The following is a 19,040-nucleotide window of genomic DNA, read 5'->3' on the forward strand; positions in this document are numbered from 1 at the left end:
CTGGATCGAATCGCTCGACCAGGTCGGGATCGAAAGCCCATCCTCGGCTGCGGTGCTCCCACAGGATCGCGTTACCCCAAGCCCCCATCAGTCACGAACAGTCCGGCCGGCGATATCGGGGTCCGCGCCAGGGTCGCCAGCGAGGCGCAGCTGCTCCTCGAACATCACGAACGTCCGCTGGCGGATTCCACGAATGAGGGCTCGCTCTCTGGGCGTCAGGTGGCGGTCTTCGGCCGTCGCCGCATCTCGAAGCGCCTGTATCGTCTCGTAGAGGGCGAAGATCGGCCCGTCGCCCTCGAGATAGTGCGCCCGAAAGCGTTCCACCTCCTGAACGAAGTCCTCTGGGGTGCGCCGAAAAATCTCACCCCCGACATCGAAGACAATTTCGCTGAAGAGATCGTTCTCCTCCTGCCAGCCGCCGGTGTCGATGGAAACCCGCCATGTCCTGGCACCACCCTCGGGCGTCTCCACGATCTTTACCGGCGACTGGTAGTAGAGGTAGTAAGAGGGCAGCATTAGACCTGGCATTTGAACCATCAAGCATTCCCCCTGTAGGTCGACTGCAGTGCATTCCAGAACAATTGCTGCTCGCGACGGAGGATCCCGTCTGCGATCGCTCCCTCGCGCCTCGTCAAGGCTCGGCCCTCGGCTCGGGCCAGGGCATCCACGTCACGGCGCACCTCATACAGCGCATGTTCCCAGACCGCTATCGCATCGAGCGCGGCCAGGTGCAGACGGAACTCGGCGAGGTGCCCGTTCCGCGTTCGCAGTACGAGTTGCAGGTCCCGGTAGCCGCTGTCCTCGGGAGAGATGAACCGGTCCTGGCAGCTCACAACCACGACGTCAGGGTCGTCACGTATTCGTCCGAGCGCCGCGTAGATGTCATCGAGACTACGAAACTCGACCTTGGCGGCGGCCAGGTCCAGCAGCTTCGACGCGTCGCCCTGGTGCTTGTTCACCTTGTCCTCGGCTCGGCGTCGCTGTTTCGGCTGAGACCGCCAGCCGGGCTCGCCGACCTGCTGACCGTCTACGTGTGCGAGCGAGACCGCCAATTGATTCAGCTCCGCCTGGGCGACGGCCGCCGCTGCGTAGAGGTCGTCGAGGTATTGCCGCCGATATGCCCCGTCGGCTTGACGACGCTTGTCAAAGCCCGGTTGGAAGGGCGGATCATCGGGCATCGGGATACTCCGGCTGATCCGCCGCTGATCATCCGTAAGCGGCGTCGGCTGTGGTTGGTCCACATCTCTTCTGTTGGTCGCGTTCTTCTGTCCCGCCGCCTGCAGTCCCGCAACCTCCTGCTGGGCGACATCGTCCAGGACCTCGGCGAGGACGTCGATGGCCTGCTGGTGGCTGGCCAGGTGGAAGAGGGTCAGCGGGCGAGCGGTCAACGACTTCCCGAGTTCCGGTGTGGACTCGATCATGCGGGCCAGATCGGGCCGCCGCACCAATTGCCGAACCAGGTTCTCGGCCAGGTCCGGCTCGTTCGAGGGCGGCTCCCGCCGGGCGTGGTCGAGCATGTCGCGGACCCGATCGTCGGCAAACAACCGCACGACATCCTGGGCCGACGCCTCGTCCAGCTCCGGCAGGAGCCGACGAAGGGTGGGCGGATCGACCACTGACGCGAACTCAACGGGGCTCACCCCGGCCGCGAAGACCTGGTCCAGACTTTCGGCCAGCGTGACGGCGCGGGCCGGGTCAGCGGGCGGCGAGGGCTGATCCAACGTAGCGCCGGGCGACCGATCGCCGTCCGGCGATGACGAGGCCGCGCCCGGCCCGTCCAGGAGCAGGTACATCCGGTTGATGTACGGGTCGCCGTGGCCACCGTCGTCGCGTACCGGTGGGTGGTGCGGCAGGTCGGGCCGTTCGCTGAACCGGCCTCGGGGTAGTCCGCCGAGCGGCATGGGGCGGCCGCCTCCGTCGAGCACCAGCGCGTCGATGCCGACCACGTCGGGGTACAGCGGTCGGTCGCGGATGAGGCCGGTCTGCGGGTCGACGTAGAGGACGGTGCCGTTCTGGTTGAGCGCCACCCAGGCGTGCGAGCCTCCGCCGGCCCATTCGGTGACCAGGAACGCGTAGCTGCCGTGGCCGCCGAGCAGCAACTGGTCGTGCAGGTTGCGGTAGCTGCGGTCGGCGGCCTGCCGCGCGTGTGCGGGGTGCAGCCGTTGGCCGGGCGGCGGGGCGAGGACCTGCTGGAAACGACCACCGGTGACGTCTTCCACCCGGCCGGGCCCGCCGGCCTCGCCGCGGATCGGGCGACGGGTGTCGCCGTCGAGGTAGCCGTCGAAGGTGCGCGGTGCCGACACCCGCGGCCGTCCGTGCACCCATGTCTCGAACATCGACAGGGTGCAGTCCAGGCAGTTGATGCCCCGGGTGGCGTCGGCCATCGGACCGCCGTCGTTCAAGAGCCGGAACCAGGCGCCGCGGCGGGGATCGGCGGTGCGGGTGACGTTGCCGTCCGGGTCGCGGGGCATCTGCCGTTCGACGTCGACCTGGTGCAGGGCCAGCGGCGGGCGCAGTCCGCCGGGCTGTCCGTACGGCCGGGAGTCGTCGATCGGCGGGGGTACGTCGTCGCCGGTGAGCCGGGATGGCCCGGCGGTCTCCACCGCGCCGAGGGCGAGCGCGCCCACGTCCTTGTTGGCCTGCCGGAAGGCGGCGTCGCCGATGTCGACGACCTGCGGTGCCCGGGTGCCGGCCAGCACCGCGTCGGCCAGGTCACGGCATTGGGTGTACGCGCGCGTCTCGTCGTTCGCGGCCCGCTGCCAGCCGTCGGCCCACCGGGGGTGGCCGGTCCGGTGCAGTTGCCGGGCGTAGGTGGCGTATTCGACGGCCCTGCGGTCGTGCTCGGCGGCCAGGGCGTGCAGTCGGTCGGCCTCGGCCTGCCGCCGGCTGTTCTCGAACTCGTTGCGTCGCGACTCGTAGTAGCCCCGGTAGCGTCGCCGCTCGGCGGCTTCCGCCTCGGCGGCCCACCGGGCCGCGTACCAGTCGCTGTCCTCGATCTCGGACTGCGAGGGTGCTGACAGGTCGGTGGGGATCGACGCCCGGCCGCGGGCCGGGTGGGCGGGTACGCGTCCCGGAGCGAATGCCTCCCGGATCGCGAAGGGCGAGGCCGGGCTGGCGAGCGGTGCCGGGCCGACGGTCGTGGCCGGGGTGCTGGACGTGGCCGGGGTGCTGGGCGGGCTCGTGGCCGGCGGGGACCACCCGGACGGGCCGGTGACACCCGGGGCAACCGAACCACCGTGTGGCGTGGCCTGGTCGAGAGTGCCGGCCGTGGGCGCCGCGACCGACGAGAGGGCGCCGGCCGTGGGCACCGCGACCGACGAGAGGGCGCCGGCCGTGGGCGCGGCCACCGACGAGAGGGTGGGGTCGGCGGCGATCGGGTGCGCTGGGCCGGGCCGGTCCGCGATGGCCGGGCCGTGCCCGTCCGGGGATGACACGGCCGCCTCGGTCGAGAGCACCGGACGACCCGGCGCGTCGCCGACCAGCGGCGACGCCGACGACAGGCTCAGGTCCGAGGCGGTGGGCTGGGTCGGGCCGTGCGGGACGGCGGCTTCCGCGTCGCGCACCGACCCCGCCTGGTCGTGTACCGGCGACGCGAGCGTGTCCGCCCCGCCGAGCGCCGCCTGCGCCGCAACCACCGGCGACCCGACCACCGGCCCGGCCGCCTCCACAGAGATCGACACCGACGCCGAGGAGGCCGCGCCCGAAGCGGCAGCACCCGAGGCGGCCGACACCGAAGACGCCGCATCCGTAGACGCCGACACCGTAGACGCCACCCCGGTGGACACCGAAGCCGCCGCGCCCGACGCCGAGGCAGAGCCGGATGCAGAGGCCAGAGGGGACGCCGGAGACAGCGGCTGGCCCGCGAGCGAGGCTCCCGCCAGGGCGTTGGCCTGCGCGTCCAGCTTGGCGTGCAGGGCGTGGTCGGTCTGTGCGGTGGCCGAGCCGGTGGCCCCGGAGGCGGCCGCGCGGGCGACGTCCTCGATCGAGGTCAGGCCCTGCCCGGTGGCCAGGCCGGCGGCAGCCTCGGCGAGCACCTCACCGGTCATCTCCCGGCCCAGGTGTTCACCGACCCGCGCGGCCCGACCGGTGGCGTGCCGCCCCAGGCCGGCCAGCGGTGCGACCGCCCCGCCGGCGAGGCCGCCGACGGCCGACGCGCCGAGGTCGGTCAGGTCCAGGCCGTGTGCCCGGCCGGTGGAATTCTGGTACGCCTGGGTCGCCAGGGTGACCCCGGCCTCCTCGGCCGCCTCCTCCAGTCCTTCCCGGGTGGCGCGCGTGGCCAGCCCGCGTACGCCGCCACGGGCGACCTCCTTGGCGGCCCGTTCGCCGGCCTCCTTCAGCCCGTGTCTGAGGGACTTGCTGGCCAGTTGCCCCATCAGACGTTTGAAGATCTGCTGGATCAGCAGGCGGGTCGCGGTGATCGCCGCTCCGGCGGCGGGCGACGCGGCACCGGCGGTGAGCACCGCCGCCACCGCCACCGTCAGCAGTTCGATGACCAGGATGCCCAGCTCGATCCAGACTTCGAGCTTGGCACCCTCGATGTCGCAGCCGCACTCCTCGACCAGTCGGCCCAGGTCGCTGGTGACGGCGAGCAGCACCGGCAGCGGTGCGTCGGCGCCCTCGGCGATCCCCCGCCAGGCTGCCTCGAACGCGGCGTCGACCGCACCGACGCCGCCGTATCCGGCGCGTACCTCGGTGGCGGCCGCGGCGGCGTCGCTGTGCGGCCCGGCGAGTACGGCGGCGACGGCGTACCACCGGTCGGCGACGTCCCAGACGGCCCGCTCGTCGCCCTCCGGCCACTGCACGCCGACGACCCAGTCGAGTGCCTCGTAGATCCAGCCGGGCACGTCCCAGGGTGCGTAGTCGAGCGGGTGCGGGATCGGGCTGGGGAGCACGCTCATCCGGATCGCCCCGCTGTCAGCGCCGGTCGGCGGCCCGGTCGAGCCGGGCGGCGCTGCTGCCGTCGGTCTGCACGCTCGCGTCGACCGCCTGGACCACGTCGGTGCCCAGCTCGGTGAGCCGGTGGCCGATGCCCGTCCAGGCCCGCAGGACGGTCTGCTCGAAGCCTCGATAGCTGCGCTCGAACGCGGCGCCGATGTCGTCGCGGCCCCACGGGCGGGCGCCGCTGGCGGTTTCGATCTCGCCGCCCTCCGCCGCCCGTCGGGCGGTCACGGCGTCGCCGGCGAGGGCGAGGTCGGCACCGCCCCGGCGTGCTCGGGACGGATCGAGCCAGAGCTGCCCGTCGGTCATGCCGGCCCCTCGCCCCGGCCGAGTACGGCCTCGGCGCGCCCGAGCAGCGCGCCGAAATCTCCGGTGCGCAGGAACTCGACGGGGCCGCCGGCCGGCACGTGCTCGGCCACCAACTCCCGGGTGGCGTCGCCGGCGGCGGTCGTGGCGGCCCGGATGGTCTCGGTAATTGTGCGGCTCAACGCCTCGGCGTCCCGGGCCTGATAGATGGCCGGGTCGAGGTCGACGGCCACCAACTCGCCCCGGGCACCGACGGTCGCGGTGACCTGCCCGTCGGCCGACCGCCGGGTCACCCGGACCGCGGCGAGTCGGGCTCGCAGCTCGTCCAGATTGGACCTGAGCTGCTGATACTGCCCGTACACGTCGTCGAATCGGGCCCGTAGCTCGCGATTGGCGTCCCGGTCCACGCGTTCGCTCACCGCCGCTCCTCCCGTCACCGTCGGTAGGCCGAACCATACCGGCCGCCATCGATCCGCGTAATCCGGTAGTTTCGGTGTGTGATCGACCGTCAACAGGCCGAGCAGCTCGCGGCCACCTGGGCTCGCCGTGATTCGCAGCGTCTCGGCCACGAGTGCACGCCGATGGTCGACGAGTTCGATCTCGGCTACGTCATCACGTCCATCGTGCCCACCGAGGCGCGGACGGTCCCCGGTGACCTGCCGACGACCGTCATCGACAAGCAGACCGGGAAGGTCACCACCTGGCCGCGGGTGCCGAGCGACGTGGTGGCCGACATGTACCGGCGCAGCCAGCCGACCGGGCCGACGGCCGCCCGCACGGTGGACCAGTCGAGCCTGCTGGTCCGCGAGATCAGCCGGGTCGCCACCCCGAGCACCACCGCCCATCTGACCATCGACGGTCGCATCTGGACGGCCCACGGCACGAAGGGCGACGTCCCGCTCAACCATCACCCGCTCGTGCGCACCTACCTGGATCGGCTGCCCCCGGGCGAGCTGGTCCGCGGCGGCGCGGGCCACGCCGAGCTGATCGTGGTGTCCGACGTGCTGCACGAGTACGACCACCTGCGGGCGGCCGAGGGCATCGCCCCGATGGGGCGGGCCGAGGCGGCGGCACTGCTGGACGGCGCGCGGTTCGAGATTTTCCGGGTGCGTGAGCCGGGCGATCCGGCCGGTGGCGCGGCCGATCGGCCCTGCGACTCGTGCGTCAACTTCCTGGTGCGGGCGAACGTTCTGCCGGAGTCGGCTCGGGCGTACACCGAAACCTGGCTGCCGCCGACGGCGCCCGACCCGGACCCGGGCCGTTTCCCGCGCGAGGTGGCCGACGCGCTGGTGGCGGCCGGCTGGCGTCCGCACATCGGCGACCAGATCATGGCTGCCGCCGCCGTGCGGGACGTCACCGCCGTGGCGGGGCGCTCCCACCGGCACACGGTCTTCCCGGCCGCCATCGAGGCGTTGACCGCGTTCCCCAGCCTGGTCGGCGCGCGGCGCGGCCCCGGCGAGCAGGTGTGGATCTCCCGGTTCGACATCCGCCCGCACACGATCGCGCACACCGCCGACACGCTCGCCGACTTCGGCGCGGTGCTCGGCGTCCGGCTCTTTCCGATCGGCACCGAGCAGCAGGACAGCATCCTGGCGGTGGACGAGCGCGGCCGGGTCTTCGCCCTCGATCAGGCCGGCGAGTGGTTCCTCGGCGACACGATCGACGCCGCGCTGACCACCCTGCTGCTCGGCCGTGCGCCGGCCCGGGTCCGCGACGACGGCACCTGGCAGGCCGGCTAGAGCGCGAGGCCGGTCAGCACCATGACGCGCGGCTCGGTGTAGTCGTCCATCGCACTGCGCAGTCCCTCCCGGCCGACGCCGCTGCCCTTGACGCCGCCGTACGGCATCTGGTCGGCCCGGTACGACGGCCCGTCGCCGACGATCACCCCACCCACGTCGAAGGTCCGCGCGGCGGAGAAGGCCACGTCCAGACGGTGGGAGACCTGACTGACGCCTAGCGGACGACCTCCACCGTGTTGCGGCGGACCAGGTTCTTGCCGGGTTCACGGATCTGGTCCATCGCCGCCGAGTTGAGCAGCACGCAACTGCCCGACGGGCCGGTCACCGTCACCGTGGTCGCCCGGTTGTTGTCCAGGTTGGTCACCCGCAGCCGGGTGCCCACCGGGAACTGACCGCTGGTCGCCGCCGGCCCGGCCGCCTCCTCGAAGAACGTGATCGCACCCGGGCACGCCGAGCGGGGCGCCGGGCCGGGCGCACCGGGGGACGCGGCACCGGGGCGTACCGTGCCGGCGGGCGGCGCGTCGGCGGCCGGCGGCGCGGCGTCGAGGCGTTCCACCACGTTGCGGCGGATCACGTTCTTGCCCGGCTCCCGCACGAGGTCCATGGCCGCCGCGTTGAGCAGCACACAACTGCCCGACGGACCGGTCACCGTCACCGTGGCGGCCCGGTTGTTGTCCAGGTTGGTCACCCGCAGCCGGGTACCCACCGGAAACCGGTCGCTGGTCGCCGCCGGGGCCCCGCCCTCGGCCGAGAAGGTGACCGAGCCGGAGCACACCGACGACCGTGCCGGGGCGGTGCCGGCGAACCCGAACCCGGTCCCCACCGCCACACCCGCCGTGGCGAGCACCGCCACCGTCGCCGCCAGCACGTGCTTGCGCTGCACCCTCATCGCCCGTCGCTCCCGTCCTCGATGGTGTTCTTCACCGCGTGGTACGGACGGGAGCGCCCTACCGTTCAGCCGCAGCCGACACTCTCCGCACCTCCGTCCCGCCGGACCCGACGGTTGGCGATCGAGGGTGAGCTGCGTCACGATGGGGGTCGAGGAGGTCGCCCCATGGCTGACCCGTGGCTCGCCCTGGAGTTCGGCGTCGATCCGGCCGAGCGGATCGCGCAGGTCGGTGCCGCCCACGAGGCGTTCCTCACCGCCGGCGCGGCGCCACACCGGGTCCGTGAGGTGGTCCGTCGATCCTGGGAACGCTCGGCGCGACTCGACCCGGAGGCCACCCCGCCGGTCGACCTGACCGACGACGCGCTGGCCGCGTACCGGGCCGCGCATCCGCTGGCCCGCGTGCTGCCACTCTTCCGGGACCTGCTCGGCGGCATCGCGCAGGACGGCGCGCACCTGATGGCCGTGTGCGACGCGTACGGGCGGCTGCTCTGGGTCGAGGGGCACCCGGGGGTGCTCCGGCACGCCGAGCGGATGAACTTCGTGCCCGGCGCGCGCTGGGACGAGACCCACGCCGGCACCAACGCCCCGGGCACCGCGCTGGCCGTCGACCACAGCGTGCAGATCTTCGCCACCGAGCACTTCAGCCGGCCGGTGCAGCGCTGGACCTGCGCGGCCGCGCCGATCCACGACCCGGCCACCGGGCTGCTGCTCGGCGCGGTCGACATCACCGGCGGCGACAACCTGGCCAACCCGCACAGCCTCGCGCTGGTCCGGGCCACCGCCCGCGCCGCCGAGGCGCAACTCGCCGGGGACCGACCGGTGCAGCCGGGCGTCGCCGTCGTGACCGCGCTCGGTCGCGACGAGGCGGAACTGCGCATCGACGGGCGACGCATCCGACTCGGCCGCCGACACAGCGAGCTGCTGGTGCTGCTGCTGCACCACCCCGAAGGCCGCACCGGCGAACAGCTCGGCCTCGACCTCTACGGCGACGACCGGCTGCACCCGGTCACCCTGCGCGCGGAGCTGTCCCGGTTGCGCCGGGTGCTCGGGCCGGAGCTGCTCGACTCCCGCCCGTACCGGCTGCGCGGCACCATCCGGGCCGACTTCACCACCATGGCCGCACGGCTCGACCAGGGCGATGTCGCGGGCGCGCTCGACGCGTACCCCGGGCCGTTGCTGCCCGGATCGGACGCGCCGGGAGTGACGCGACTACGCCAGCTGATCGACGGCCAGCTCCGCGCGGCCGTGCTGGCCACCGCGGACCCGGCGCTGCTCACGGCGTGGACCGCGACGCCCGCCGGCGCCGACGACCTGGCCGCCTGGCAGGTCCTGGCGCGGGCGTTGCCAGTGGGCACGCCCCGCCGGCCGCTCGCCCTGGCCCGCATTGACCAGCTTGCCGGGGAGTACGACCTCACGCGCGCAACGTGGCTGCAACGTTCTGGAAACTAGCGTCGCCGTCGGCACACCCGCACCACGACGGCGGAGGTAACCATGACGCGCTACGACGCGCCCACCCACTGGCAGTCCCGTTACGACCACTTCATCGGCGGCGAGTACGTCAAGCCGCACGGCGGTGGCTACTTCGAGAACCCCACCCCGGTCACCGGCCAAACCTTCACCGAGGTGGCCCGGGGCACCGCCCCGGACATCGAGAAGGCCCTGGACGCCGCCCACGGCGCCGCCGACGCCTGGGGGCGCACCTCGGTGGCCGAGCGGGCCCTGATCCTCAACCGGATCGCCGACCGCATGCAGGACAACCTGGAGTCCCTGGCGATCGCCGAGAGCTGGGAGAACGGCAAACCCGTCCGGGAGACCCTCGCCGCGGACATTCCGCTGGCCATCGACCACTTCCGGTACTTCGCCGGTGCGATCCGGGCCCAGGAGGGTTCGCTCGGCGAGATCGACGACGACACCGTGGCGTACCACTTCCACGAGCCGCTCGGCGTGGTCGGGCAGATCATCCCGTGGAACTTCCCGATCCTCATGGCCACCTGGAAGCTGGCGCCAGCCCTCGCGGCCGGCAACGCCGTGGTGCTCAAGCCGGCCGAGCAGACCCCGGCGTCCATCCACTACTGGCTGTCGCTGGTGGCGGACCTGCTGCCGCCGGGCGTGCTCAACATTGTCAACGGATTCGGCGTGGAGGCCGGCAAACCGCTGGCGTCCTCGGCCCGGGTGGCGAAGGTGGCGTTCACCGGTGAGACCACCACCGGGCGGCTGATCATGCAGTACGCCAGCGAGAACATCAAACCCGTCACCCTGGAGCTGGGCGGCAAGAGCCCGAACATCTTCTTCGACGACGTCAGCGCCACCTCCGACAACTTCCTGGACAAGGCCCTGGAAGGCTTCACCATGTTCGCGCTCAACCAGGGCGAGGTGTGCACGTGCCCGTCCCGGGCGCTGATCCAGCAGGGCCACTACAGCGACTTCCTCGGCGCGGCGGTCGACCGCACCAAGGCGATCGTCGCCGGGCACCCCCTGGACACCGACACGATGATCGGCGCGCAGGCCTCCAACGACCAGTTGGAGAAGATCCTGTCCTACCTGGACATCGGCCGGCAGGAGGGCGCTCGCGTGCTCACCGGCGGGTCGCGCGCCGACCTGGGCGGCGACCTGTCCGGCGGGTACTACGTCGAGCCGACCATCTTCGAGGGCGACAACTCGATGCGGATCTTCCAGGAGGAGATCTTCGGCCCGGTGGTCTCGGTGACCTCCTTCGCCGACCTCGACGACGCCGTCAAGATCGCCAACGACACCCTGTACGGGTTGGGCGCCGGCGTGTGGTCCCGGGACATGAACACCGCGTACCGGGCCGGGCGGGCCATCCAGGCCGGGCGGGTGTGGACCAACTGCTACCACGCGTACCCGGCGCACGCCGCGTTCGGCGGGTACAAGCAGTCCGGCATCGGCCGGGAGAACCACAAGATGATGCTGGAGCACTACCAGCAGACCAAGAACCTGCTGGTCAGCTACTCCACCCAGAAGCTCGGATTCTTCTGATGTCCGTCGTCTCACTCACCCCCGCAGCGGCCGAGTTGATCCGGTCGCTGCGGGGGCGGCACGGGCCGCTGATGTTCCACCAGTCCGGCGGCTGCTGCGACGGCAGCGCCCCGATGTGCTTCCCGGCAGGCGAGTTCCGCACCGGCTCGTCGGACGTGCTGCTCGCCTCGCTCTCGGTCGACGGGGTGTCCGAGCCGGTCGAGTTCTGGATGTCGACCGCCCAGTGGGAGTTGTGGAAACACACGAGACTGACCGTCGACGTGGTCCCCGGCCGAGGCAGCGGCTTCTCCCTGGAAGCCCCCGAAGGCCTCCGCTTCCTCATCCGCTCCCACCTAGCCCCCTAACAGTCCCCCACCCGCCCCACCCCACCCCACCCCACCCCGCCCCACCCCGCCGCGCCCGCCGCGCCGCGCCCGCCCCACCCCCACCCCGCCGCGTCGATCATGGAGTTGTGGTGGGGAGAAGATGCCTTAATGCACCCTTTGCGAGGCACCACAACTCCATGATCGACGGTGAGGGCTGGGCCCAGGGAGGGGTAGGGGCGGCGGGTTGGAGCAACCGGCGGGTTTAGGGGTGGAGGAGGGGGGTCAGGGTGGCGATTATGTGACTGGGGCGGCGGTAGAGGTCCACGTCGGTGAAGTGACGCATCTGCCAGCCGTGAGCGGATAACAAGTGATCCGGGATCGATCGCGGCGGAGGCGGTCACGGTCCAGGTGGGACGATCCGTCGTACTCGACACCGACTCGGCGCTTCCGATAGCCAAGGTCGAGGCGGTAGAGCGGCACCCCGTTGCTGTCCGGGACCCAGATCTGCGGCTCCGGCGCGGGCAGTCCACCGTCGATCATCACCATGCGAAGCTGACTCTCCTGCCGGCACTCCGCACGAGGGTCCGCCCGCGGCACCAGATCCCGCGCCTGGCAGATGCCACGCAGGCGCTCGTGCCGAGCGACCTCAACCAGAAGGTCCTCGGGTCGACACGCGCCTGAGCGAAGACACAGATCCAGAAGTGGCATCGCGTCCAGCCGGCACAATGATCGGGCGAGGTCGACCGCGCACCGGGCAGCGGGCGCACACGGCACTCCAGCCAGAACCACCGGGTCGCGTACCGGCAGCACCGCCTCGTGGGCGACGACCCCGCGAATATGCGGCACCCGCTCCCCTGCCGGCACGATTACGTGCACGTCGGAGCTGCGGGCGTCTCCGAAACCGTGCAGCTGCGCACCGGTGTGGAAGCCAACAACAGCGGTGTCCGGCAACCGTCGGAAGATCGCCGGCAGGTGCCGAGCCGGATCGCCCGAGGGCGCGTACACGCTCCGCGACAGTCGGTGCAGTCGGGACCGGTCAGCCAGCCTGCGCACCTGTTCCCGACTCAGGCCCGCGGCGAGTAGCTCCGAGTATCGATACAGACGCTCTGCCATGTCGCAGGAATCTGCAGCACCAAGCCGGAAGCCTGCCGCCCGCAGCCGGCGCAGCAGCGGTGGGAACGCGTTGGTGGCCAGCACGACCCGCCGGGCTCGCACGGATCCGGGCGCGGCGTCCGGCCCGCCGGCGGTCACCGCGTGCAGCGCCGCACGGTCGGCGCGCAGCCCGGTGACCCGGGTGTGCTCGTGCACCCGTACGCCGAGGTCGAGGCAGGCTCGGCGTAGACCCCACGCGAGCTTCGCCGGGTCCACCATGGCCACCCGGTCGGCGTCGATCATCCCGCCGAGGTACGTCGGCGAGTCGACCTCGGCACGCACCTCGTCGCGGTCGAGCAGCCGCACCCGGTGGCCGTACCGGCGGGCCAGGTCGGCGTCGGCGGCCAGCCCGTCGAGTTGGTACGGCTCGACGGCGACGGCCAGTTCGCCCGTGCGCTCGAAGTCGCAGTCGATGTCGAACTCCGCAACGGTGGCGGCGATGGCGTCCAGGTTTTCCCGGCCGAGGCGTTCCAGCTCGCCGACCTCGGCGGGGAACCGGTCGACGCCGTTGGCGAGGCCGTGGGTGAGGGAGGCGGCGCAGAACCCGCCGTTGCGCCCGGACGCGGCCCAGCCGCAGGTCCCGGCGTCGACGAGCAGCACGTCGCGATCGGGGTCGGCCTGCTTGGCCAGCAGTGCGGCCCAGAGCCCGCCGAACCCGCCGCCGATCACCAGCCGGTCGGCGTGCTGCGGGCCGGTGAGCGGCGGCAGCGGGTCGGGGCGTTCCGGGCGGTCCAGCCAGTACGGCACGGGCGCCGCGTCGGCCAGCGCCCGGCCGGTATGCGGGAGGTTCATGACGGCCGGCGTGCCGGACGGGCAGCGGGCGCGGCGGCCAGCAGGTTGGCCCGGCGGGCCCGCCGTCCGCGCAGCGAGCTGAGGCCCACCAGCAGCAGGGCGATCGCGAACATCGCGGTGCCGATGACGTTCACCTGCGGCGGGATGCCCCGCTGGGCAGCGCCCCAGACGTACATCGGGAACGTGACGGTGGTGCCGGCGTTGAAGTTCGTGATGATGAAGTCGTCGAAGCTCAACGAGAACGCCAGCAGCGCGGCGGCCACGATGCCGGGCAGCACCAGCGGCAGCGTGATCCTCCGGAAGGTCTGCCACTCGCTGGCGTACAGGTCCATGGCGGCCTCCTCCAGCCGCCGGTCCATCCCGACGAGGCGCGCCTTGACGGTGACCACCACGAACGACACGCAGAACATGACGTGCGCGATCACGATGGTCCAGAAGCCCTGCGGCACCCCCGCGGACACGAACAGGGCCAGCAGCGAGGTGCCCATCACCAGCTCCGGGGTGGCCATCGGCAGGAAGATCAGCACGTTGATGCCGGCCCGGCCACGGAAGCGGTGCCGGACCAGCGCGAACGCCATCAGCGTGCCGAGCACGGTGGCGACGACCGTGGCGATGAAGCCGATCTGCACGCTGCGGACGACGGCGTCGCACATGTCCGAGGTGGCGCAGGGCTGACGCCAGTTGTCCAGGGTGAACTCGTTGAAGTCGTACGACAGCCGGCTCGACGGCCGGTTGAACGACAACCCGGCCACCACCAGGATCGGCAACGCCAGGTAACCGAGCACCAGCAACGCCACGATCATCACCCAACGGTCCGCGAGCCAACGGGAGACCCTCACAGCACCTCCTCAGTGCCGGCTCGACGGAGGTAGCCGAAGACCACCGCGAGGATCGCCGCCATCAGCAGGAACGACAGCGCGGCGCCCTGCGGGTAGTCCAGCCGGACCAGGAACGCCGAGTCGATGACGTTGCCGATCATGTATTCGTTCGGGGTGCCGAGCAGTTCGGCGTTGATGTAGTCGCCACTGGCCGGGATGAAGAACAGCAGCGTGCCGGCGACCAGGCCGGGCATGGACAGCGGCAGCGTCACCCGGCGGAACGCCTGCACCGGGCTCGCGTACAGGTCGGTGGCGGCCTCCAGCAGCCGGTAGTCGAGCCGCTCCAGGCTCGCGTACAGCGGCAGCACCAGGAACGGCAGGAAGTTGTACGTCAGGCCGAGCACCACCGCGAACGGGGTGGCCAGCAGCCGGCCGTCCGGGGCGAGCAGGTGCACGTCACGCAGCAGGCCGACGAGCGCGCCGTTGTCCGACAGGATCGTCTTCCAAGCGAGGGTGCGGACCAGGAAGCTGGTGAACATCGGCGCGACCACGCACACCAGCAGCAGGTTCTTCCACCGGCCGGCCTTCTGCGCGATGGCGTACGCCAGCGGGTAGCCGAGCAGCAGCGCCAGCACCAGGGCCAGACCGGCGTAGCCGAACGAGCGCAGGAACTGCGGCCAGTACGCCTGCACCACGTCCGGATAGTTGCCGAACGCCCAGGTCAGCGCGTACCCGGTGGACAGCGACCCGCCGGGGTCGTACAGGCTGGCCGCCGCGAGCTGCACCAGCGGCACACCAAAGAAGATGAGCAGCCAGGCCGCGCCGGGCAGCAGCAGGAGGTACGGCAGGAGCCGGTGCCGCCCGGACCGGGCTGCCGGTGGCGCGGGTGGCGCCTGCCCCGATCCGGTGGGGGCCAGGAGGGTCACGACGACGCACCCACCGGCTCGTCGAGCACCGGTGCCGTCCGGTCGGTGTCGGCGGCCTCGCGGGGCAGCAGGAACGCGTGCCGTGGATCCCAGTACGCCACGGCTTCGCTGCCGACCGGCACCCGCGCCGACGTCCCGCTGTTCGCCGCGAAGACCGACAGTTCGGTGCCCCAGCCGGTGCGCAGCAGGTACTGCGTGCTGACCCCGACGTAGGAGGCGTCGCTGACCACCCCGGTGACGTGCTGATGTCCTGCGGGCACCTGGTCGGCGGAGCCGACCAGATGCAGCTTCTCCGGGCGTACCCCCAGGTGGACCGGGCCCCGGTCGGCCCGCGACCGGCCGGCGGGCACCGAGAAGCGCGCGCCGTGCGCCGTCACCGCGACCTCGCCGCCGCTCGTGCCGGCGGCCTCGCCGGCGAGCAGGTTGGACTGGCCGAGGAAGTTCGCGACGAACGCGGTGGCCGGGAACTCGTAGAGGTCGGCCGGTGCGCCGAGCTGCTCGATCCGGCCGGCGTTCATCACCGCGACGGTGTCGGCCATCGTCATGGCCTCCTCCTGGTCGTGGGTGACGTGCACGAAGGTGATGCCGACCTCGGTCTGGATCCGCTTCAGCTCGATCTGCATCTGCCGGCGCAGCTTCAGGTCGAGCGCGCCGAGCGGCTCGTCGAGCAGTAGCACCTGCGGCTGGTTGATCAGCGCGCGGGCCAGCGCGACCCGCTGCTGCTGGCCGCCGGAGAGCTGGGCCGGGCGGCGCGGGCCGAAGCCGTCGAGCTGCACGAGCGACAGCATCCGGGTGACCTCGTCGTCGACCGAGCGGATGCCGCGACGGCGCAGCCCGAAGGCCACGTTCTCGAAGATGGTGAGGTGCGGGAAGAGCGCGTAGCTCTGGAACACGGTGTTGACCGGCCGCTTGTACGGCCGCAGCCGGGCGATGTCGCGGTCGCCGAGCAGCACCTGGCCGCTTGTCGGTTCCTCCAGCCCGGCGATCATCCGCAGGGTGGTGGTCTTGCCGCAGCCGGACGCGCCCAGCAGCGCGAAGAACGAGCCCTGCGGAATCGTCAGGCTGAGGTCGTCGACAGCCGTGAAGATACCGAACCGCTTGGTGAGGTTGGCCAGGCGCAGGTCGCCGGCCGGTGTCTCGCTCGCCATTCCCGTCACGCCCCGATGACCTGCTGGAACTTGCCCTCGTACTCCCTCTCCTGCTTCTCGTCCAGGGCCATGAACACCGTGGACTTCGACAGCAGCGCCTCGTCGGGGAAGATCAGCGGGTTGGCGGCCAGCTCCGGGTCGATCTTCTCCATCTCGGCCTGGGCGCCCTTGACCGGGCAGATGTAGTTGACGTACGCGGCGAGTTTCGCGGCGACGGCCGGCTCGTAGTAGTAGTTGATCAGTGCTTCGGCGTTGCCCTTGTGGGTGGCCTTGTTGGGGACCATCATGTTGTCGCTGTAGAGCATCACGCCGGAGTCGGGCGCGACGAACTGCACCTTCTCGTTCTCACTGGAGAGCTGGATGACGTCCCCGGACCAGCCGATGCACGCGGCGATGTCGCCCTTGGCCAGGTCCGGTGCGTAGTCGTTGCCGGTGAACTTGCGGATCTGCCCGGAGTCGACGGCCTTCTTGAGCTTGTTGAGCGCGTCGTCGAACTGGGCGGCGGTGAAGTTGGCCGGGTCGTGCCCGTTGGACTGCATCAGCAGGCCCATCGTGTCGCGCATCTCGCTGAGCGCCGTCACCTTGCCCTTGAGGTCGGGGCGGGTGAGCAGCTCGTCGACCGTCCGCAGCTCCTTGGTGACGCTGCCGTTGTACGCCAACCCGGCCAGGCCGGACTGCCACGGGATCGAGATCCGGTTGTCCTTGTCGAAGGAACGGTTGAGCAGCGACGGCAGCAGGTTCGCCTGGACGTTCGGGATCTTCGCGGGGTCGAGCTTCTGGATCCAGCCGAGGCGGATCATCCGGGCCGCCATCCAGTCGGTCAGCACGATGATGTCCCGGTCGGTGCTCTGGCAGGCCGCCAGTTGGTTCTGCACCTTGCCGAAGAACTCGTTGTTGTCGTTGATGTCCTCGGTGTAGGTGACCTGAATGCCGCTCTTCGTGATGAACTCGTCCAGGCTGGGCCGCTTGGACTCGTCCTTCTCGTCCACGTCCATGTACTGCGGCCAGTTGGAGAACGCAAGCTTCTTCTCGGTGCCGGACAGGTCCTCGCTGACGCAGCCGGCCTCGGTCTGCTGCGCGCCCTTGGTGCCGCAGCCGGCGAGGCTGCCGCCCGTGGCGAGCAGAGCGGCCGAACCGAGAGTGCCGGTGAGCAGTCCACGCCGGGAGAGGGGCCGGAGGGGAGTACGCATGACGACTCCTAGGGGGTCATCGTCGGCGGGCGGGACGGGGGGAGGCGCGCCGGCGGGAATATCGGGAGGGTCAGTTGCCATGGACGACTGATCCTGACATGAGGACACCTCCCCTACAAGGGATTCCGTTGCGGGATTAGCGATGCACGACGAAATACGCCAGACTGCGCGGGGACAAACGCGCGACATCACGATTCGGGACATGGGGAGCGCACGATGACGAACCGGCAGCAGGACAGCAACAACGGCGGTCGGCGCGTCGCTGTCCGTGAAGGCGCCAATCACGCTCTGCTGGATGACGTGGCCAAGCAGATCATCGAACAGCTTCAGGAGGACGGCCGCCGACCGTACGCCACCATCGGCAAGGCGGTCGGGCTCTCCGAGGCGGCCGTCCGCCAGCGGGTGCAGCGACTACTCGACTCCGGCGTGATGCAGATCGTGGCGGTGACCGATCCGCTCCAGCTCGGCTTCCCCCGCCAGGCGATGATCGGCCTGCGTACCGACGGCGACCTGGAGGCGGTCGCGGACCGGCTCGCCGAGTTGGAGGAGGTCGACTACGTGGTCATCACCGCCGGGTCGTTCGACCTGCTCACCGAGGTGGTCTGCCGCAACGACGACCACCTGCTGGAGATCCTGCAACGACTGCGCGCGGTGCCCGGGGTGCTCTCCACCGAGGCGTTCGTCTACCTCAAGCTGCGCAAGCAGACCTACACCTGGGGTACGGCCTGACGCCCGGCGGTCGCGGTCGGCGGTCGCGGTCGGCGGTCGCGGTCGGCGGTCGCGGTCGGCGGTCGCGGTTGATCCACTCGGTTTGCAGGAAGTCGGGGTGTCCGCGCCGCGCTGACACCCCGTTTTCCGTGAACCGGAGTGGATCAGCGGCCTGCCGCGCGGACCGCGTCGACGAACGACGTCCAAGCGGTCGGCGCGAAGGTCAGGGTGCCGCCGTCACGGTCCTTGCTGTCGCGCACCAGCACCCGACCGGGCAGGTTGTCGGCCACCTCGACACAGTTGCCGCCGTTGTTGCTGCTGCGGGTCGCGGTGCGCCAGCGCGCGTCGGTCATGTCCATGCCGTGGCCACTTCCCTGATCAGCTCGATCGACTGACGTTGGGGCAACGCCTCACCGGTGACGCTCTCCCACCTGCGTCCCAGGCTAGCGACGTCGAGAGGATCGGTCACGACCTGACCACGGAGCTGGTTGTCGAGATACGCCAATTCCGTCCCCGCGGTCGGAACCACGGCAGGTCGCGGCGGCGGAACGGCTCCGGCCAGAGGTCCGCCGCGTCCCGGCGCAGGACCTCGGCCACCGCGATCCGGGTACGCGGATGCGGAATCCGTCCCGCAGCGAGCCACCGCGCCGCCGTCTTGGGGTCGACGTGGACCTTCTCGGCCAGGGACTCGACCGTCTCCCCCGCCTCGGCCATCGCCACCCGCAACGCCTCGTTCGCCACCGATCCTCCCGCCCGCCGGACGCCCCCCGCGGATTCGCCCGCTGCGGACTGCCGCTCCGCTCGGTGCACACTGCGGCGCGCGATAGCCACGCTGAGTGTCGATGTCCCCCGCCTACCGGCGTGTTGCGGTGGGACGTGTTGGCGCGCATTCAGGACGCCCCCCGACCGCCCCGAAGGTGTCCCCGCGAGCGTCCCGGGGCCGGTCCACGCCAGTCCACGCCGATCCGCACCGGCCCTGACGGTGATCCACTCGACATCGCCGAAAACGCGGTATCAACCCCCGATACCCCGACATCGTCGAACCGGAGTGGATCAACCGATAAGCGCGGCGCTAGCGGGCCAGTGCGCCAGGCGGCTGCCCCAGATCTGGGGCAGCTCTACAGCGTCGCGC

16 protein-coding genes and 2 pseudogenes are annotated in these 19,040 nt (G+C 71.3%); 5 read left to right on the forward strand and 13 right to left on the reverse strand.

Features of this window, described 5'->3' with window-relative positions; genetic code table 11:
- Positions 1–87 precede the first annotated feature (87 nt).
- The 4 genes from O7620_RS18720 to O7620_RS18735 are packed head-to-tail and all read right to left on the reverse strand — an operon-like array spanning position 88 to position 5,663.
- The gene (locus O7620_RS18720; protein ID WP_151491885.1) at positions 88–537 is read right to left on the reverse strand and encodes a hypothetical protein; all 450 of its coding nucleotides are present in this window, start codon (positions 535–537) and stop codon (positions 88–90) included.
- A complete protein-coding gene (locus O7620_RS18725) occupies positions 537–4,898 on the reverse strand; it encodes a toxin glutamine deamidase domain-containing protein (RefSeq protein WP_278124090.1) in 4,362 nt (1,453 codons plus the stop codon). Before O7620_RS18725 ends, O7620_RS18720 begins: the two co-directional genes overlap by 1 nt.
- Before the next feature lie 16 nt (positions 4,899–4,914).
- Entirely contained in the window at positions 4,915–5,247 is a 333-nt protein-coding gene (locus tag O7620_RS18730; RefSeq protein WP_151491883.1) for a hypothetical protein, read from the reverse strand.
- A complete protein-coding gene (locus O7620_RS18735) occupies positions 5,244–5,663 on the reverse strand; it encodes a YbaB/EbfC family nucleoid-associated protein (protein ID WP_278124092.1) in 420 nt (139 codons plus the stop codon). Before O7620_RS18735 ends, O7620_RS18730 begins: the two co-directional genes overlap by 4 nt.
- A gap of 78 nt (positions 5,664–5,741) precedes the next feature.
- Here O7620_RS18735 and O7620_RS18740 point away from each other — a divergent pair, with 78 nt between their 5' ends.
- Entirely contained in the window at positions 5,742–6,983 is a 1,242-nt protein-coding gene (locus O7620_RS18740; protein WP_278124094.1) for an SUKH-3 domain-containing protein, read from the forward strand.
- Here O7620_RS18740 and O7620_RS18745 read toward each other — a convergent pair.
- Both O7620_RS18745 and O7620_RS18750 read right to left on the reverse strand, forming a co-directional pair.
- Positions 6,980–7,183: pseudogene (locus O7620_RS18745) on the reverse strand (aldehyde dehydrogenase family protein); the annotation flags it as partial. The gene O7620_RS18740 and the pseudogene O7620_RS18745 overlap by 4 nt on opposite strands.
- Positions 7,184–7,197: 14 nt before the next feature.
- A complete protein-coding gene (locus tag O7620_RS18750; RefSeq protein ID WP_151491877.1) occupies positions 7,198–7,872 on the reverse strand; it encodes a DUF5979 domain-containing protein in 675 nt (224 codons plus the stop codon).
- A 165-nt stretch (positions 7,873–8,037) separates the two neighbouring features.
- Between O7620_RS18750 and O7620_RS18755 the strand changes: the two genes are divergently transcribed.
- The 3 genes from O7620_RS18755 to O7620_RS18765 are packed head-to-tail and all read left to right on the forward strand — an operon-like array spanning position 8,038 to position 11,213.
- The gene (locus O7620_RS18755) at positions 8,038–9,321 is read left to right on the forward strand and encodes a GAF domain-containing protein (RefSeq protein ID WP_278124096.1); all 1,284 of its coding nucleotides are present in this window, start codon (positions 8,038–8,040) and stop codon (positions 9,319–9,321) included.
- A 42-nt stretch (positions 9,322–9,363) separates the two neighbouring features.
- A complete protein-coding gene (adh, locus tag O7620_RS18760; RefSeq protein ID WP_278124097.1) occupies positions 9,364–10,869 on the forward strand; it encodes an aldehyde dehydrogenase in 1,506 nt (501 codons plus the stop codon).
- Positions 10,866–11,213 (forward strand): DUF779 domain-containing protein, encoded by a 348-nt coding sequence (locus O7620_RS18765; RefSeq protein WP_278127048.1) that lies wholly within the window; start codon positions 10,866–10,868, stop codon positions 11,211–11,213. Before adh ends, O7620_RS18765 begins: the two co-directional genes overlap by 4 nt.
- A gap of 255 nt (positions 11,214–11,468) precedes the next feature.
- Here O7620_RS18765 and O7620_RS18770 read toward each other — a convergent pair whose 3' ends face one another.
- From O7620_RS18770 to O7620_RS18790, 5 genes are read right to left on the reverse strand one after another with little or no spacing between them, the layout of a single operon-like run.
- Complete coding sequence (locus O7620_RS18770) at positions 11,469–13,118, reverse strand: FAD-dependent oxidoreductase (protein WP_278124099.1); 1,650 nt, start codon at positions 13,116–13,118, stop codon at positions 11,469–11,471.
- Positions 13,115–13,957 (reverse strand): ABC transporter permease, encoded by an 843-nt coding sequence (locus O7620_RS18775; protein ID WP_278124100.1) that lies wholly within the window; start codon positions 13,955–13,957, stop codon positions 13,115–13,117. The genes O7620_RS18770 and O7620_RS18775 overlap by 4 nt, the downstream gene beginning before the upstream one ends.
- Positions 13,954–14,862, reverse strand: coding sequence for an ABC transporter permease (locus tag O7620_RS18780; protein ID WP_151492891.1), 909 nt, complete (start codon positions 14,860–14,862; stop codon positions 13,954–13,956). Before O7620_RS18780 ends, O7620_RS18775 begins: the two co-directional genes overlap by 4 nt.
- The gene (locus tag O7620_RS18785) at positions 14,859–16,010 is read right to left on the reverse strand and encodes an ABC transporter ATP-binding protein (protein ID WP_278124104.1); all 1,152 of its coding nucleotides are present in this window, start codon (positions 16,008–16,010) and stop codon (positions 14,859–14,861) included. Before O7620_RS18785 ends, O7620_RS18780 begins: the two co-directional genes overlap by 4 nt.
- A gap of 5 nt (positions 16,011–16,015) precedes the next feature.
- Positions 16,016–17,200, reverse strand: coding sequence for a spermidine/putrescine ABC transporter substrate-binding protein (locus O7620_RS18790; RefSeq protein ID WP_278124106.1), 1,185 nt, complete (start codon positions 17,198–17,200; stop codon positions 16,016–16,018).
- Positions 17,201–17,416: 216 nt separating this feature from the next.
- On the opposite strand from O7620_RS18790, the gene O7620_RS18795 reads away from it, so the two are divergent.
- Positions 17,417–17,929, forward strand: a complete 513-nt coding sequence (locus O7620_RS18795) for an Lrp/AsnC family transcriptional regulator (RefSeq protein WP_151492603.1) — start codon at positions 17,417–17,419, stop codon at positions 17,927–17,929.
- A gap of 143 nt (positions 17,930–18,072) precedes the next feature.
- Here the strand turns inward: O7620_RS18795 and O7620_RS18800 are convergent, their stop codons facing one another.
- Positions 18,073–18,267 (reverse strand): DUF397 domain-containing protein, encoded by a 195-nt coding sequence (locus O7620_RS18800; protein WP_278124109.1) that lies wholly within the window; start codon positions 18,265–18,267, stop codon positions 18,073–18,075.
- Positions 18,258–18,622: pseudogene (locus O7620_RS18805) on the reverse strand (Scr1 family TA system antitoxin-like transcriptional regulator). Before O7620_RS18805 ends, O7620_RS18800 begins: the two are co-directional and overlap by 10 nt.
- Positions 18,623–19,040: the final 418 nt, after the last annotated feature.

Origin of the sequence: Micromonospora sp. WMMD710 (assembly GCF_029626045.1) — a bacterium.
GTDB lineage: Bacteria > Actinomycetota > Actinomycetes > Mycobacteriales > Micromonosporaceae > Micromonospora.